Below are 15,926 nucleotides of genomic sequence, written 5' to 3'. Positions count from 1 at the left end.
GGCGAGCGGGTTCCCGTCGGCGTCCCGCAGGATCCGCCGCCGCAGGCCCCCGTCCTCGACCCCCGCCGCCCGGACCAGTTCGTCCGCCCGGGCCTCGTCGAGCGGGTGCAGCACCAGCTCGGCCATCCCCTCCGGGGCGGGCCCGCCGAGAAGCAGCACGGCCGCCGCGGAGGGGAGCTCGCGCGCCAGGTCGGCCAGGCAGCGCAGGGACGGTCCGTCCAGGAACCGCGCGTCGTCGAGGCAGATCAGGAGCGGCCGGCGGCAGGCGTCGATCAGTCGGAAGAGTTCGGCGGCCGAGACGGGCGGCGCACCCGCCGTGCCGAAGGCGGGGGAGGAGAAGGCCGGGCCCGAAGCCCGGAACAGCCGGTCCCGCAGCGCCCGCACCGCCGCGCCGGGCACGCCGGCCCCGGCGGGCGGCACGGCCGCCTCGATCACCAGGAAGCCGCGGCGCCTGGCCGAGGCCACCGCCTCCCGCAGCACGGTGCTGACCCCGCAGCCGCGGTCCCCCGTGACGGCCAGGGCGGCCCCCGCCGTCCGGACCGACTCCAGCATCTCCAGGACGGTGTCCCGCTCCCGCACCTCGTTGGCTGACCGCACGGTCACCTCCCGCTCTCCGTTACGCCTCGGAGCGTACGAGGGGGCCAGTGACTTCTGACTGACCGTCAGAAACGGCGGTCGGTCACTGGGCCCCGACGCCGCCCCCGCGGCCGGCTCAGGCCGCCTCCGCCAACCCCTCCCGGCCGCCGCGCCACTCGCGCGGCGGCATGCCGTAGGCAGTGCGGAAGACCCGGCTGAAGTGCGCGGGGCTGACGAAGCCCCACCGCTGCGCCACCGAGGAGACCGTCGCGGCCCCGGGGCGCCGGGCGAGCTCCCGCGCGCACATCTCCAGCCGACGGCGCTGGATCCAGCGGGCCACGGTGGTCTCCTCGCCCTGGAACAGCTTGTGCAGGTAACGCACCGACACGTGGTGGGCGGCCGCGATCCGTTCGGGGGAGAGGTCCGGATCGGCGAGGTGCCGGACCGCGTAGTCCTTGATCCGCGCGACCAGTGCCCTGGCGGCCTCCGGGGCCGCCGGTCGCAGGCTCCCCGCGCGCTCCTGCACGAGCAGGGCGAGCAGGTCGACGGCGGTGTCCGCGAGCCGGCCGCCCGCGTACGGGTCGAGGCTGTCGGCGTCGCGCGCCAGCCTCCGCAGGTAGGAGGTGACCAGGCCGGCCGAGCCGGACCCGGCGGTGAACGGGGTGGCGACGACGCTCCGCAGGTCGTCGTCGTGGACGTGCAGGGCGGTGCGCGGCAGGTGGTAGGCCGTGAAGTCGAACGGGTCCGGGTACTCCTTGGTGAACGGGCGGCTGGAGTCCCACACGGTGAACTCGCCCGGGCCGATCCGGGCCTCCTTCCCGTCCTGGGACAGGATTCCGCGACCCCGGTGGTGCACGGTCACGGTGATCCAGCCCTCGCCGCCCGCCGCGATGGTCCGCCGGGTGCGGCTGGCGACCTGCGGTCCGGCGGTCGCCCGGGTGATCTGGACGGCGCCCAGCCGGTCGGTGCTGAGCAGGCCGGCGCTCGGCACCGGTTCGAGGAGTCTGACCTCCAGGGGGACGAAGGTCCGCGCGACCGCGTCGTGCCAGAACTCCGCGCGTTCGGCGGGTGAGAGTGGTTCGGTGGAATGCGTGGTGGGCACAGGCGTTCCTTCCTCGTGCTGTGCCGGTACTGCTGCTGTGCTCCAGCCTCGCTGAAAGCGCTCTCACACCGCTCCTGTCATGTGACCGGAGAGATGGCGGATCCCGGACGCGCGGGAACGACGAAGCTCCCCGCGCCGCGGAGCGGAGCGGGGAGCTGTGAGCGGTGGCTCAGAAGAAGCAGGGGTCGTCGAGCGGGTGCCCGTCGCCCTGGCCCGGGATCCGGTGGCCGCGGGCCGCGCGCCAGGCGAGCTGCTCGCCGGAGTCGGCCGCCGCCTCGGTGAGCCGTTCGGCCTGCCGGACGCCGGACAGGCTCGGTGCCGGAGTGCCCTGGTAGCCGCCGAAGCGGGCCACCGGGCTCCAGGTCGGCGTCACCGCGGGCGGCTCGGGTGCGAGCCCCTCGTGCTCCCGGGTGCCGTGCACGATGCGGCCGCCCACCACGGTCAGCACCGACTCGATGTGCGGGATGTCCGCCTCCGGGACGGTGAAGTAGTCCGCGCTGAGCACCGCGAGGTCGGCGTAACTTCCCACCCGCAGACGGCCCTTGACCTCCTCCTCGCCGGTCAGCCGGGCACCGCCGAGGGTGTACAGCTCCAGTGCCTCCTCGCGGCTCAGCCGGTTGGCGGCCGGGCGGAGAGCGCTTCCACCGACGGACCGTCCGGAGACCAGCCAGTGCAGGGACACCCACGGGTTGTAGGAGGAGACCCGGGTGGCGTCGGTGCCGGCGGCCACCGTCAGTCCCCGGTCCAGCATCGCCCGCAGCGGCGGGGCCTCGGCGGCGGCCGCCGCGCCGTAGCGCCGGGCGAACGCCTCGCCCTGGAAGGACATCCGGTTCTGCACCGAGACCGCGCCGCCGAGTGCCGCGATCCGGTCCAGGCTGGCGGGGGAGACCGTTTCGGCGTGGTCGAACAGCCACCGGTTGCCGCCCGGGAACAGGCCCTCCGCGGCCAGCCGCTCGAAGACCCGCAGGTCGCGGCGGATGGTCTCGTCGTAGCTCGCGTGCAGCCGGAAGCCCCACCCGTGCTCCATCAGCAGCCGCACCGCCTGCTCGAACCCGGCCTCGTACGGCCCGAGTTCGGGGCGCGGCTCGGAGAAGTTCTCGAAGTCGGCGGCCGCCCAGGTCAGGTTCTCACCGGCCCCGTTCAGGCGCAGCCACTCGTCACCGTCGCCGGGCTTCACGGTCTCCACCCAGCGCCGGAGGTCGTCCAGCTCCTGCCCGGCGGTCTGCGGGAACAGGTGGTAGGCGATCCGCAGCGTCAACTCCCCGGCGCGCGCCAGCTCGGTGACGGTCCCGTAGTTCTCCGGGAAGCTCTGGAAGCCGCCCGCCGCGTCGATCGCCGAGGTCAGCCCGAAGCGGTTGAGCTCGCGCAGGAAGTGCCGGGTCGAGGCGGCCCGGTCGGCTTCGTCCAGGGTCGGCGCCTTGGCCAGCGTGGAGTAGAGCAGCAGCGCGCCCGGGGCGGCCAGCAGCAGGCCGGTCGGCTCGCCGTCGTGCCCGCGCACGATCTGCCCGCCGGCCGGGTCGGCGCTGTCCCGCCCGAAGCCCGCGGCCCGCAGTGCCGCCCGGTTGAGCAGCGCCGACTGGTAGAGGTGCAGGACGAACACGGGGGTGTCGGGGGCGGCGGCGTTCAGCTCGGCCAGGGTGGGCAGGCGGCGCTCGGCGAACTGGTCGGCGGACCAGCCGCCCACCACCCGCACCCACTGCCCCGGCGGAGTGCGCTCGGCCTGGGCGCGCAGCATGGCCAGCGCCTGACGCAGCGTCGGGACGCCGTCCCAGCGCAGCTCCAGCACGTAGTTGAGGCCGCCCCGGATCACGTGCAGGTGCGAGTCGTTGAGCCCGGGGACGGCCCGCCGCCCCAGCGCGTCGACCACCCGGGTCTGCGGACCGACCTGCGGCAGCACGTCGGCGTCCTCGCCGACCGCGGTGATCAGGCCGTCCCGGACCGCGACCGCACTCGCCCGCGGACGCCGCGGATCGCCGGTGTGGACCCGGGCGTTGCGCACCACCAGGTCGGCGGCCCGGGGGCCGGAGCCGTCGGTGGGCGGCGGGCCGGGACGGATCCCGGCGACGGGCATGCTCGACATGTGAACTCGCTTTCGGTGAACGGAAGTTGTGCGGTCACTCGCCGACGAAGGCGAGCAACTCCTGGTTGACCTCGGCCGCGTGCGTCCAGATCAGCCCGTGCGGGGCGCCCTCGACCACCACCAGGCGCGCGCCCGCGATGGCCTCCGCCAGCGGGAGGGCGGTCGAGTCCGGCGGCAGCGCGCGGTCGGCCCCGCCGTGGACGATCAGGACGGGGACGCGGATCCTCGGCAGGTCCGCGCCGAAGTCGGCGAGGCCCGTCCGGCCGTGCCCGGCGGTGGTGCTGCCCGCCGCGGCCGAGACGCCGACGTTCCAGCTGTACTGGACGACCCGGTCGCTCACCGGCCCGCCCCCGAGCAGGTCGACGCCGTACAGCTCGGCCAGGTGGCCGGCGACGAAGAGCGGAAGGTCGGCGCGGACGCCGCCGCTCTCCGGGGGGAACGGCGGCGGCGCACCGAGCAGCACGGCCCTGGCCACCCGCTCCGATCCGTAGGTGCCGAGGTAGCGGGCGACCTCGCCGCTGCCCATGGAGAAGCCGACCAGCACCGCCTCCCGCAGGTCGAGGGTCTCCAGCACGGCGTGCAGGTCGGCCGCGAGGGTGTCGTAGTCGTAGCCGGAGGACGGCTTGTCGGAGGCGCCGAAGCCGCGCCGGTCGTAGGTGATCACACGGTGGCCCGCAGCCAGCAGCGCGGCCTCCTGCAGCTCCCAGGACGCGCCGTTGAGCGGCCACCCGTGGATCAGCACGACCGGCCGGCCGCTGCCGTGGTCCTCGTAGTACAGGCGGACGGCGCCCGCGTGCTCGCCGCCGGCCGAGAGGAAGGGCACGGTCAGTCGTTCCTGATGCCGTGGGTGAGGATTCCGGCCAGCGCCCGGTCCAGTTCCGCCGGTGCGGTGCCCCTCCACCGCTCCTCCGCCGACCGGGTCCGGGACACCAGGTCCCGCACGTGGGCGGAGGCGATCCTGACGACGCACCAGGTGGCCTCCGAGACCAGCTCGACGTCCGTCGCGCGGTCGCCGTGCGGACGGACCCGCACGTCCCCCTCTCCGGCCGGCAGGAGGAGCCCGGTGGCCAGCAGGTCGCGGCCGAACACCCAGGTGGCCATCGGCGCCGCGTCCTCGGGGGAGAAGAGGTCCATCCGCACCGCCAGCGCGTCGTCCATCGAGTGGCTAAGGCGGACCGAGACGTCGTACCACTCGTGGGCCGCCGTCATCAGTCCGGCGTCCACGGTCATTTCCAGGGATGGCTGCATGGTGGAGTTCCTTTCGGGCCCGATCGGACCGGTGACCCGTCCTGACGGAGCCTCAGTCGAAGCGCAGGTCCGCGAGGCCCCGTTCGAGGGCCGCGATCTCGTCCTCCGGTCCGGCACGGTCGGGCCGGCCGGCCATCAGCCCGGCCAGCTCGCCGCCCGCCCGGTGGATGCGGGCGGGCAGGCCGTCGGCGTACGCGTCCCCGGCCGCGCCCCAGTCGGAGGTCGCCGCGTAGACGGCGGTCGGCACGACCGTGGCGCGCAGGTACGCGAAGAGCGGCCGCAACGCGTGCTCCAGGACCAGGGAGTGACGGGGCGTCCCGCCCGTGGCCGCGACCAGCACCGGCTTCCCCGCGAGCGCGTCCGGCGCGATCACGTCGAAGAAGGACTTGAACAGCCCGCTGTAGGAGGCGGTGAACACCGGTGTGACGACCACCAGCCCGTCGGCCCCGGTCACCGCCTCGACGGCGGCGGCCAGCCGCGGCGCCGGGAAGCCGGTCACCAGGTGGTGGGCGACCTCGCCGGCCAGCTCCCGCAGTTCGACCACCTCGGTCGACACCGTACGCCCCAGGGCGGCGAGTTGGCCGACGGCCGCCGAGGCCAGCCGGTCCGCGAGCAGGCGGGTGGAGGACGGGGTGCTCAGCCCGGCCGAGACGACGACCAGCCTCATTCCCCCGCCACCTCCCGCGCGGCCGCGACCCTCGCCGCGTGCGTCGGAGCCTCCGGCACGTCCGCCGGGCGCCCGAGCGCGAACTCCTTGCGCAGCACCGGCACGACCTCCTCCCCGAGCAGGTCGAGCTGCTCCAGCACGGTCTTCAGCGGCAGCCCCGCGTGGTCCATCAGGAAGAGCTGGCGCTGGTAGTCGCCCACGCCCTCGCGGAAGGACAGCGTCCGGTCGATGACCTGCTGGGGCGAGCCCACGGTCAGCGGGGTCTGCTCGGTGAACTCCTCCAGCGAGGGACCGTGGCCGTAGACGGGCGCGTTGTCGAAGTACGGACGGAACTCCCGCACCGCGTCCTGCGAGTTCCTCCGCATGAACACCTGGCCGCCCAGCCCCACGACGGCGTCCTCGGGGCGCCCGTGCCCGTGGTGGGCGTACCGGCGCCGGTACAACCGGACCATCCGCCGGGTGTGTTCGGCCGGCCAGAAGATGTTGTTGTGGAAGAAGCCGTCGCCGTGGAAGGCGGCCTGCTCGGCGATCTCCGGCGACCTGATGGACCCGTGCCAGACGAACGGGGCGACCCCGTCCAAGGGCCGGGGCGTCGAGGTGAACCCCTGGAGCGGCGTGCGGAACCGGCCCTCCCAGTCCACCACCTCCTCGTCCCACAGCCGGCGCAGCAGCGCGTAGTTCTCGATCGCCAGCGGGATGCCCTGCCGGATGTCCTGCCCGAACCAGGGGTAGACCGGCCCGGTGTTGCCGCGCCCCAGCATGAGGTCGACCCGGCCGTCGGCCAGGTGCTGGAGCATCGCGTAGTCCTCCGCGATCCTCACCGGGTCGTTGGTGGTGATCAGGGTGGTGGAGGTGGAGAGGACCAGCCTCTCGGTGCGGGCGGCGATGTGACCCAGCAGGGTGGTCGGTGACGACGGCACGAACGGCGGGTTGTGGTGCTCGCCGGTCGCGAAGACGTCCAGGCCGACCTCCTCCGCCTTGAGCGCGATGGTGACCATCGCCTTGATCCGCTCGTGCTCCGTCGGGAGCCGCCCGTCGGTCGGGTCGGGCGTGACGTCCCCGACGGTGAAGATGCCGAACTGCATGGTGCTTCCGTTCTGTCGGACTCTCGGCGCGTCTCTCGTGCCCCCGGCGCGCGCGACGGCCCGCGGCAGCGGGTCCTCCTGCCGCGGGCCGTCGCGCCGCTACCTCAGGGGGTGGGGCTCACTTCGCGAGGAAGGCGAGCAGCGCCTCGTTGACCTCCGCGGCGTGGGTCCACAGCAGACCGTGCGGCGCGCCCTCGATCTCGACGTAGTCGGCGGACGGCAGCGCCTTGCGGAACGGACGCGCGGTGCCCTCGGCCGGGAGGATGCGGTCGGCCGTGCCGTGCAGGATCAGCGCCGGCACGTCGACGGCCGGGATGTCGGCGCGGAAGTCGGTGTACCAGGTGGCCGGCGCGGCCGAGGCCGCGAACGAGCCGCCGCCGGCCGCGGTGTTCCAGCTGTTGCGGACGGCCTCCTCGCTGATCCGGGTGCCCAGGTTCTCGTCGAGGTTGTAGAAGTCGTTGAAGAACGCGGTGTAGTAGGCGTACCGGTCGGCCTTCACCGAGGCCACGATCCCGTCGAAGAACTCCTTCGGCGCGACCCCGTCCGGGTTGTCCTCGCTCTTCAGCAGGCACGGCTCCAGCGAGGCCAGGAACGCGACCTTCCCCACCCGCGCCGACCCGTACCGCGCCACGTAGCGCGCGACCTCACCCGTCCCCATCGAGAAGCCCACCAGCACGGCGTCGTCCAGGTCCAGGGTCTCCATCACCACGTTCAGGTCGGCGGCGAAGGTGTCGTAGTCGTACCCGGTCGTCACCTGCGACGACTGCCCGAACCCCCGGCGGTCGTACGTGATGACCCGGTAGCCGGCCTCCAGCAGCGCCGCGCTCTGCAGCTCCCACGAGTGCCCGTCCAGCGGGAAGCCGTGGATCAGCACCACCGGCCGGCCGCTCCCGTGGTCCTCGTAGTACAGCTCGACGGCGGTGGTGTTCTCGTGTCCCACGGTGATGAACGGCATGGGGGGTTCTCCTCGCTCGGTTCCGGATCCGCCCGCAATCTCGCTGCGGCACGGCATGCCGTCACGCTAGGGCGCGGGCCCCGCCGGCTCTTGTCGGGCGGCGCCCGCGTCCTTGCCTCCCCGCGCAGGACCCGTACCGCCCGATCACCGCGCCGGAGCCCTCGGCGCGGAGATCCACCGATGTCGTCAAGGAATCCTTGACAGATCATCTTCGTCAAGATTTCATTGACGCATGGTCACTTCCTCGAAGCCCGCGTCCCCGTCCGCTCCCGCCCTGGTGCCGCTGCTGGTGGTCGGGCTCGTCCTGGTCCCGGCCCTGATCGGCCGGGTCGGCACCGCACTGTCGATCGCCCTCGCCGTGGTCGAGCTCGCGCTGGTCGCCGCCGGGGGTGCGATGGTCGCGCGGGCGGTCGCGGCCCGGAAGGCGGAGGCGCACCGGTGACGGGCCGCGTGCTCGGGGCGGACGAGTCGGCACGGATCCGCGAGGGCATCGCGGCGGCCGTGCTCGGCGCCCCGGACGAACTGGCGAAGACGCTGGAGCACGACGCCGGCGAGTACCTGCGGCTGGTCGACGCCTCGCGGATCGGCGCCGAGGAGGCCGGGCGGCTGCTGCGTGAAGCCGTCCTCGCGGCCCGGGCGGCCGGCCACAGCTGGGACGCCGTGGGCGGCATCCTCGGGGTGAGCCGGCAGGCCGCGCAGCAGCGGTTCGCGGGCAAGGCCGGCGACGGCGTCCACCCGGCCGCGCCGGCCGACGGCCAGGACGCACCGGAGCGGCGCCGGATCGCGCCGGTGTCGGCGTTCAACGAGATGGCGGCACTGGCCGAGGGCGAGCACGAGGGCTGGCACCTGGTCGGCTACGGCGCCGCCTACCTGGAGGTCGAGGCCTCCGCCCACCCCTGGGAGCACCGCCGGGTCACCCTCGCCTCCAGCACCCGCCAACGCCGGATGGAGACCGAGGGCTGGCTCCCGGTCGGCGCGGGCTGGTTCCCCTGGCGCTACTACAAGCGCGCACTGCCGGCCACCACCCGCAAGCACCTCGCCTGAATCCCGGCCGTCGGTCAGGTCGTTCCGCCGGGCGGTGACAGTCAGTTCGCTGCGATGCGCGGTCCTGCGCGAGAACGGGGATTTCGGGGCCACGCCGCCCGACGGCCTATTATCGTCGTCTGGGCCCGCGTACCTGATGCCGGCTCACCAGGTACGGAGAGGCGTCACCGGCCTGCTGCCGATGCGTACCCGAGGAAACACGTGAGCTCCGTACAGCAAATCTCCGTCCAGCAGGTCCTCAACGAGGCCGGCCGCCGGCGGACCTTCGCGGTGATCAGCCACCCGGACGCGGGCAAGTCCACGCTCACCGAGGCGCTGGCGCTGCACGCGCGGGCGATCACCTCCGCCGGTGCGGTGCACGCCAAGGGCGACCGACGCGGTGTGACCAGCGACTGGATGGAGCTGGAGCGCGAGCGCGGCATCTCGGTGACCTCGGCCGCACTGCAGTTCGGCTACCGCGGCCAGGTGATGAACCTGGTCGACACCCCCGGCCACGCCGACTTCTCCGAGGACACCTACCGGGTGCTGGCCGCCGTCGACTGCGCGATCATGCTGGTCGACGCGGCCAAGGGCCTGGAGGAGCAGACCCGCAAGCTCTTCGCGGTCTGCCGCCACCGCGGTGTCCCGGTGATCACCTTCATCAACAAGTGGGACCGCCGCGGCCAGGACGCACTCACCCTGCTCGAGGACATCGAGACCCACCTCGGGATCACCCCCGTCCCGGTCGTCTGGCCGGTGGGCAACGCGGGCAACCTGCGCGGCCTGGTCGAAGCGGGGAACACCGAGCAGATGCTGCGCTACACCAAGGTGCCGGCCGGCACGCACGCCGCCCTCGAGGAGCGGCTCACCTCCGAGCAGGCCGCCGAGCAGGAGGGCGAAGACTGGACGACCGCGCTGGAGGAGCTGGAGCTGGTGCTCTCCTCCGGCCCCGGCTACGACCAGGAGGCCTTCGAAGCCGGCAAGATCAGCCCGGTCTTCTTCGGCGCCGCGCTGACCAACATCGGTGTGAAGCTGCTGCTGGACGCCGCGGTCGACCTCGCTCCGGCTCCCGGGCCCCGCCCGCTGGCCAAGGGCGGCAGCCGCGAGGTCGGCGAGGAGTTCTCCGGCCTGGTGTTCAAGATCCAGGCGAACATGGACCCGGCCCACCGCGACCGGATCGCCTTCGTCCGGGTCTGCTCGGGCGTCTTCGAGCGCGGCATGCACGTCACCCGGGCGGCCAGCGGCCGCTCGTTCGCGACCAAGTACGCCCACACCGTCTTCGGAGCCGAGCGCACCGTGGTCGACACCGCGTACCCCGGCGACGTGGTCGGCCTGATCAACGCGAGCGCGCTGCGGGTCGGCGACACCCTCTTCACCGGCAAGAAGGCCGAGTTCCCCGCGCTGCCCGCCTTCGCCCCCGAGTACTTCGCGGTGGCACGGCCCAAGGACATCAGCCGGTCCAAGCAGTTCCGCAAGGGCATCTCCCAGCTCGACGAGGAGGGCGTGATCCAGGTGCTGGTCTCCGACCGGCGCGGCGACCAGGCGCCGGTCATGGCCGCGGTCGGCCCGATGCAGTTCGACGTGATCCTGCACCGGATGGAGCACGAGTTCTCCTCCCCGATCAGCCTCGACCAGCTCTCCTACCGGGTGGCCCGGATCACCGACGCCAACGGCGCCGCCGTCCTGGGCAAGTCCCGCCTGATCAACGGCGAGGTGCTCACCCGCCGCTCGGACGACGTGCTGCTGGCCCTGTTCGCCGACAAGTGGCAGCTGAACGCCTTCCAGCGCGCCCAACCCGATGTCCTGCTGCAGCCGCTGATCGCCACGGCGGACTGATCGCCGGCCATCCCCGAGCGGGTCCGGCCCGGGCAAGCTTAGGTATGCTAGGCGCTCGCTTGATCGGTCAAGGTTTGGGGCAGGGATCATGGGTGCGCATGCTGGGTTGACGGTCGAGCGGATCACTCAGGCCGCGGCCGCTCTCGCGGACGAGGTCGGGATCGAGAAGGTCACGATCTCCGCGCTGGCACGGTCGTTCGGAGTGAAGGACGCCAGCTTCTACTCGCACGTGAAGGGTCTGCGGGAGATCCGGATCCGGGTCGCGATCCTGGCCTCGGAGGAGATGAACGAGTGCATCGGCAGCGCGATCGCCGGCCGCTCCGGGGGTGAGGCGCTGATGGCGTTCGCCGACGCCTACCGGCACTACGCGCTGCGCCACCCGGGCCGGTACGCGGCCACGCAACTGCGCCTGGACCCGTCCGAGTTCGCGGGGACCGAGGTGTTCGCGCGGAGCGTGGAGCTGACCTACGCGGTGATGCGCTACTACGAGCTGGACGAGCCCGACCTGACGGACGCGGCGCGGCTCCTGCGCAGCACCTTCCACGGTTTCATCAGCATCGAGGCCGCGGGCGGGTTCAACCACCCGCGCGGAGTCGACGGGTCCTGGCAGCGGATCGTCTCGAGCCTGCACCAGCTGCTGGAGCAGTGGCCGCGGACGGCGGTCACCGAGAAGGCGTGACCGGTCCGCGGGCCGGCCGCGCCCCGGCGGCCGCGGCGCGGGGGGCGAGCCCGGTCGCCGGGGCCGGCCCCCACGCCGGTCGCCGCGGTGCCGAGGCCCGACTCGTAGGCGAGGATGACGGCGTCGACGCGGTTGCGCAGGGCGAGCTTGTGGCAGATCCGGTTGAAGTGGGACTTCACCGTCCCCTCGGTGAGGGTGAGGGCGTGTGAGATCTGCTGGTTGGTCAGCCCCTGGGCGATGAGGTCGAAGACCTGCCGTTCCCGCGGCGTGAGTTGGGAGATGTCGGCCTGCGGCGGGGTCGGGACGGGCCGGTAGGTGCGACGCAGCGCGGTGAGCAGCTGGTCGACGGTACGGGTGCCGATCACGGTGTTGCCCCGGGCGATTCCCTTGACGGCGCTGAGGAGTTGACCGGGACTCTGGTACTTCGGCAGGAAGGCGCGCGCGCCGGCCCGGGCCGCGTTGAGGGTCCAGTCGTCGGTGAGGCCGTGGTCGGGGACGAGGAGCGCGACGGCGGTGCCGCGCGGGGAGCTGCCGGCGAGGTGGTGGACGGTGTCGAGGACATCCGGGCCGGGGAGGGCGGCGTCCAGGAGGACGACGTCCGGTCGGTGGCGGTGGGCGAGCCCGAGGAGGGCGTGGCCGTCGGCCGCCTCGCCGAGGACGCGGAACGAGGGGTCCCCGTCGAGGACCGCGCGGATGCCGCGGCGGATCAGGGGATGTTCGTCGCCGAGCAGGAGCGTGCTGGTGCCGGGCGGGGTGGGCCGCTCCCGGGCCGACCGCGCGCACCCGCGCCCGTCCGCGTTCCGCACGCCACTTCTGCTGTCCGGCATGGTGCTCCCGCTCGTCGTGGCCGTGGTCGGACGGGCCGGTGGGTCGGCTGTCCGGCTGACGGCAAGGCATTCCCGGGGCCAGCGTAGGCGCGCGTTCTGGAGCGGTGATGGTGCCGGGCTGAAGCGGTGCGGCCGCTGGTCGGGGCGCTGGTCTGCAACCAGGGTTGGAGGCCTCGGTGCCACCTGTGGTTGGCATACAGGGGGTGGCCCGGTTGGGTACGTTCGCCGCGACCTTGAGGATCCCTGTGTGAGGAGACGTTGTGGCCTCGAATGTGTCCCTGCCACCCGCCGCGTCGCGTCTGCCGTCGCTGGCCGGCATGCGTTTCATCTGTGCGATCGTCGTCTTCAGTGCGCACGCCTACGTCTCGCTGTCGTTCAACGGTGACTGGACCGGCACCAACACCACGGTCCTGATGATCGTGGGGCGTTCGGCGCTGAGCTTCTTCTTCGTGCTGAGCGGGTTCGTGATGGCCTGGTCGGCGCGGCCGGGTGACACGGCCAGAGCATTCTGGCGTCGGCGTGCCGCGAGGATCTATCCCGCGCACGTGCTCACCTGGCTCGCCGCCGTCGTGCTGCTGCTGACCGTGACCGGCGGCACGGTCACCCTGGGGGACGCGGTCTCGAACCTGCTGCTCGTGCACACCTGGCAGGCGTCGTTCATGACCAACAACAGCCTGAACGTGGTGTCCTGGTCGCTGTCCTGCGAGGTGTTCTTCTACTTCTGCTTCCCGTTGCTGCACCGCTACCTGAAGCGGGTGCCGGCGAAGCAGCTGCTGTGGTGGCTGGGCGGGACCGTGCTGGCGGTGATCGCGGTGCCGCTGGTGGCCTCGACCGCGTTCGCGTCGCAGCCGACGTTCCCGCCCTTCGACGTGACGTACGACCAGTACTGGTTCGTGTACCTGTTCCCGGTCACCCGGCTGCTGGAGTTCGTCCTCGGGATCCTGCTGGCCCGGGGCGTGATGGCGGGTCGTTTCCTCAACGTGCGGTTCAGCTACGCGGTCCTGGCCTTCGCGGTGGCCTATCCGCTGGCCACGCAGGTGCCGTACCTGTACTCCATCACGGCGATGTCGGTCGTGCCGGTGCTGATGGCGGTGCTGGCGGGCGCCGGTGCGGACATCCGGGGTTCGCTGTCGGTGGCGCGGAATCCGGTCATGGTGTGGCTGGGGGACGTCACCTTCGCCTTCTACCTGGTGCACTTCATGGTGCTGGAGTACATGTACCGGCTGATCAACGACGGGCATCCGGCCTCGCGGGTCGAGCGGGTCGGTTCGGCGGCCCTGCTGTTCGTCGTGTCGTTCGTGATCGCGGCGGCGGTGCACACGTTCTTCGAGGATCCGCTGTCCCGCCGCTGGGGTTCCCGCCGCCGGCGGGCGGAGCAGGTGCCGCCCGCCGCCCCGCAGCGCGCCGACGGAGAGCCGGTGCCGCGGTGAGTCTCCGAGCCGGCGCCGGGCCGGTTCCGTCCGTGACGCTGAACAACGGTGTGACGATGCCCCGGATCGGCTTCGGGGTCTGGAAGATACCGGACGAGGAGACTCCCGCCGCGGTGGCGACGGCCGTGGAGGCGGGGTACCGGAAGTTCGACACGGCGTCGGAGTACCACAACGAGGCGGGGACGGGCCGGGGGATCGCCGAGTCGGGGCTCGCGCGCGAGGAGGTGTTCGTCACGACGAAGGTCTGGAACGCCGATCACGGGTACGACTCGACGCTGCGCGCGTTCGACAGGTCGCTGGAGCGGCTCGGGCTGGACTTCGTGGACCTGTACCTGATCCACTGGCCGGTGCCGGCCAAGGACCTCTACGTCGACACCTACCGGGCGCTGGAGAGGATCCACGCGGACGGGAGGGCCCGGGCGATCGGGGTGTCGAACTTCCAGCGGGAGCATCTGGACCGGCTCGCCGAGGAGTGCGGCGTGGTTCCGGCCGTCAACCAGATCGAGTTGCACCCCCGGCACCAGCGGGCCGAGGCGCGGGCCCTGCACGCCGAGCGCGGCATCGTCACCGAGGCCTGGTCGCCACTGGGCAGCGGGCACGGGATCATGGATCACCCGGACATCGCGGCGGTCGCCCGCAAGCACGGCAGGAGCGCGGCGCAGGTGTGCCTGCGCTGGAGCCTGCAGCTGGGCAACGTGGTGGTGCCCAAGTCCGCCCACCCGGAGCGGATCGCGCAGAACATCGAGGTCTTCGGCTTCGCCCTCGACGAGGACGACATGGCCGTGCTCGCGGCGCTCGAGGAGGCCAAGCCCTGGGGCACGCCCAAGTGAACCGGTGAGCTAACGCGGACACCCCGCCGGACGTGGTTCCGGCGGGGTGTCGGCACGTGCTGCTCGCGGGGGCGCCGCGAGCGGTCGGATCAGGCCCGCTTGGCCGGGCCGGAGGGCAGCAGCGCCGCGGGCAGGGCGGTCAGGACCACGAATCCCAGGGCCGCCCAGAACACGGTGTGGAAGGCCGGGATCACGCTGGCGCCGTCGGCGAGCGAGTGCTGCAGCAGCAGGGCGATGACCGTGGTGCCGATGGCCGCACCGAGCTGCTGGGAGACGGCGTTGACGGTGGTGGCGGCGGCCACGCTGGTCGGCGGGATCGAGTGGTAGAGGGTCACCATGACGGGCGAGGCGGCCAGTGCCAGGCCGATGCCCTGGACGAACAGCGCGGCGAGCAGCACGACACCGGGCTCGGCGCTGTCGGCCAGGCCGAACGCGGTGAGGCCGATGGCGACCAGCAGCAGGCCGGCGAGGACCAGCGCGCGCGGGTTGCTCTTGGTGTCGATGACCTTTCCGACCAGGAGGACGGCGACGGCCGCGCCGAAGCCCTGCGCGATCATGATGGTCCCCGCGGCGAGCGGGCTCTTGCCACCGGCCTGCTGGAAGAACATGGGCACCAGGACGACGGCTCCGTAGAGGCCGAAGTTGTTGAGCAGCGAGACGGTGGTGGAGGCGGTGAAGTTGCGGTCGCGGAACAGGCTGAAGTCCACGATCGCGGACCCCCGGTTGCGGCGGGCCAGCACGCCGTGCGCGACCAGGAGCAGGAGCGCCGCCAGCAGGGGGAGGAGGACCTGGGAGTCGCCGAAGGAGCGGCCCTCGCCCAGCCGGCTGAAGCCGTAGATCCCGGCGGTCAGGCCGATGCTGATGGTGAGCAGGCCGCTGATGTCCAGCCGGCCCGGCGCCTCTCCCTTGACGTTGGGGATGAGCATCGGGGACAGGACGGTCACGGCCAGGCAGACCGGCACGTTCAGGTAGAAGACCCAGCGCCAGGACAGGTCCTGGACGACGGCGCCGCCGATCACCGGCCCGGCGATGGGGGCGACCAGGATGGGGATGGCGATCAGGGACATCATCCGGCCCATCCGCTGCGGGCCGGCCAGCTGGACGACCAGGATGCGCATCAGGGGGAACAGCATGCCGGCCCCGAGGCCCTGGACCGCCCGGAACACGATGAGGGCGCCCAGCGACCAGGACAGGCCGCACAGGACCGAGCCGGCCAGGAAGAGGGCCAGGGAGGCGGTCCAGCACGCCGCGGCGCCGAATCGCTGGGCCGCCCAGCCGGTGACCGGGATGACCGCGGACATCGCCAGCAGGTAGGCGGTGGAGACCCACTGCACGTCTGCCAGGCTCGCGTTGAAGTGCTCCGTGAACGAGTGCAGCGCCACGCCCACGATCGTGGTGTCCATGAGGGCGACGAACGCGCCGAGGGCGAGCACGAGTGCCGCGCGGATCAGCGGGCCGCCGAGGGCCTGCGGCGGGGCGGGCGCCGGCAGCGGCTCGCTCTCCGTCTTGGTGGTGGTGACCTCTTCAGCCATCAGGGTGCCTTTCGTGTGTCGCGCTGCCTGTGCGATGGGTGTGGGTGGGTGACCTG

Annotated in this window: 15 protein-coding genes and 1 pseudogene; 6 read left to right on the top strand and 10 right to left on the bottom strand. The window is 72.7% G+C overall.

The features are described from left to right. From ABD946_RS38230 to ABD946_RS38195, 8 genes are all read right to left on the bottom strand, one after another. Nucleotides 1-603 (bottom strand): ATP-binding protein (locus ABD946_RS38230; protein ID WP_345290357.1); only part of this gene is annotated, 603 nt, incomplete at its 3' end. Between the two features lie 109 nt (nt 604-712). Next, complete coding sequence (locus ABD946_RS38225) at nt 713-1,678, bottom strand: AraC-like ligand-binding domain-containing protein (RefSeq protein ID WP_345290356.1); 966 nt, start codon at nt 1,676-1,678, stop codon at nt 713-715. A gap of 169 nt (nt 1,679-1,847) precedes the next feature. After that, nucleotides 1,848-3,758 (bottom strand): amidohydrolase, encoded by a 1,911-nt coding sequence (locus tag ABD946_RS38220; protein WP_345290355.1) that lies wholly within the window; start codon nt 3,756-3,758, stop codon nt 1,848-1,850. A gap of 34 nt (nt 3,759-3,792) precedes the next feature. Beyond that, on the bottom strand, nt 3,793-4,581 hold the full coding sequence (locus tag ABD946_RS38215) for an alpha/beta fold hydrolase (protein ID WP_345290354.1): 789 nt from the start codon (nt 4,579-4,581) through the stop codon (nt 3,793-3,795). A 2-nt stretch (nt 4,582-4,583) separates the two neighbouring features. Continuing rightward, nucleotides 4,584-5,006, bottom strand: a complete 423-nt coding sequence (locus ABD946_RS38210; RefSeq protein ID WP_345290353.1) for an SsgA family sporulation/cell division regulator — start codon at nt 5,004-5,006, stop codon at nt 4,584-4,586. Nucleotides 5,007-5,058: 52 nt separating this feature from the next. Continuing rightward, a complete protein-coding gene (locus ABD946_RS38205; protein WP_345290352.1) occupies nt 5,059-5,673 on the bottom strand; it encodes an FMN reductase in 615 nt (204 codons plus the stop codon). Continuing rightward, complete coding sequence (locus ABD946_RS38200) at nt 5,670-6,758, bottom strand: LLM class flavin-dependent oxidoreductase (protein WP_345290351.1); 1,089 nt, start codon at nt 6,756-6,758, stop codon at nt 5,670-5,672. Before ABD946_RS38200 ends, ABD946_RS38205 begins: the two co-directional genes overlap by 4 nt. Before the next feature lie 118 nt (nt 6,759-6,876). Further along, nucleotides 6,877-7,713 carry an alpha/beta fold hydrolase gene (locus ABD946_RS38195; RefSeq protein ID WP_345290350.1) on the bottom strand — a complete coding sequence of 279 codons (837 nt, stop codon included), beginning with the start codon at nt 7,711-7,713 and terminating at the stop codon, nt 6,877-6,879. A 232-nt stretch (nt 7,714-7,945) separates the two neighbouring features. Between ABD946_RS38195 and ABD946_RS38190 the strand changes: the two genes are divergently transcribed. The 4 genes from ABD946_RS38190 (at nt 7,946) to ABD946_RS38175 (ending at nt 11,251) form a co-directional block, all read left to right on the top strand. After that, nucleotides 7,946-8,155 (top strand): hypothetical protein, encoded by a 210-nt coding sequence (locus tag ABD946_RS38190; RefSeq protein WP_345290349.1) that lies wholly within the window; start codon nt 7,946-7,948, stop codon nt 8,153-8,155. Beyond that, on the top strand, nt 8,152-8,757 hold the full coding sequence (locus ABD946_RS38185) for a hypothetical protein (protein WP_345290348.1): 606 nt from the start codon (nt 8,152-8,154) through the stop codon (nt 8,755-8,757). Before ABD946_RS38190 ends, ABD946_RS38185 begins: the two co-directional genes overlap by 4 nt. Nucleotides 8,758-8,958: 201 nt before the next feature. Next, the gene (locus tag ABD946_RS38180; RefSeq protein ID WP_345290347.1) at nt 8,959-10,572 is read left to right on the top strand and encodes a peptide chain release factor 3; all 1,614 of its coding nucleotides are present in this window, start codon (nt 8,959-8,961) and stop codon (nt 10,570-10,572) included. An 88-nt stretch (nt 10,573-10,660) separates the two neighbouring features. Next, a complete protein-coding gene (locus ABD946_RS38175) occupies nt 10,661-11,251 on the top strand; it encodes a TetR/AcrR family transcriptional regulator (RefSeq protein WP_345290346.1) in 591 nt (196 codons plus the stop codon). Nucleotides 11,252-11,418: 167 nt separating this feature from the next. Here ABD946_RS38175 and ABD946_RS38170 read toward each other — a convergent pair. Continuing rightward, nucleotides 11,419-12,078: pseudogene (locus ABD946_RS38170) on the bottom strand (response regulator); the annotation flags it as partial. Between the two features lie 317 nt (nt 12,079-12,395). On the opposite strand from ABD946_RS38170, the gene ABD946_RS38165 reads away from it, so the two are divergent. Continuing rightward, nucleotides 12,396-13,508, top strand: a complete 1,113-nt coding sequence (locus ABD946_RS38165; protein ID WP_345290345.1) for an acyltransferase family protein — start codon at nt 12,396-12,398, stop codon at nt 13,506-13,508. Nucleotides 13,509-13,564: 56 nt separating this feature from the next. Next, nucleotides 13,565-14,338 (top strand): aldo/keto reductase, encoded by a 774-nt coding sequence (locus ABD946_RS38160; RefSeq protein ID WP_345290364.1) that lies wholly within the window; start codon nt 13,565-13,567, stop codon nt 14,336-14,338. An 89-nt stretch (nt 14,339-14,427) separates the two neighbouring features. On the opposite strand, the gene ABD946_RS38155 is transcribed toward ABD946_RS38160, so the two are convergent. After that, entirely contained in the window at nt 14,428-15,870 is a 1,443-nt protein-coding gene (locus ABD946_RS38155; RefSeq protein WP_345290344.1) for a DHA2 family efflux MFS transporter permease subunit, read from the bottom strand. Between the last annotated feature and the right edge of the window lie 56 nt (nt 15,871-15,926).

This window comes from Kitasatospora albolonga (assembly GCF_039535905.1).
Classification (GTDB): domain Bacteria; phylum Actinomycetota; class Actinomycetes; order Streptomycetales; family Streptomycetaceae; genus Kitasatospora; species Kitasatospora albolonga.
This window is presented reverse-complemented; position numbering and strand designations above follow the sequence as displayed.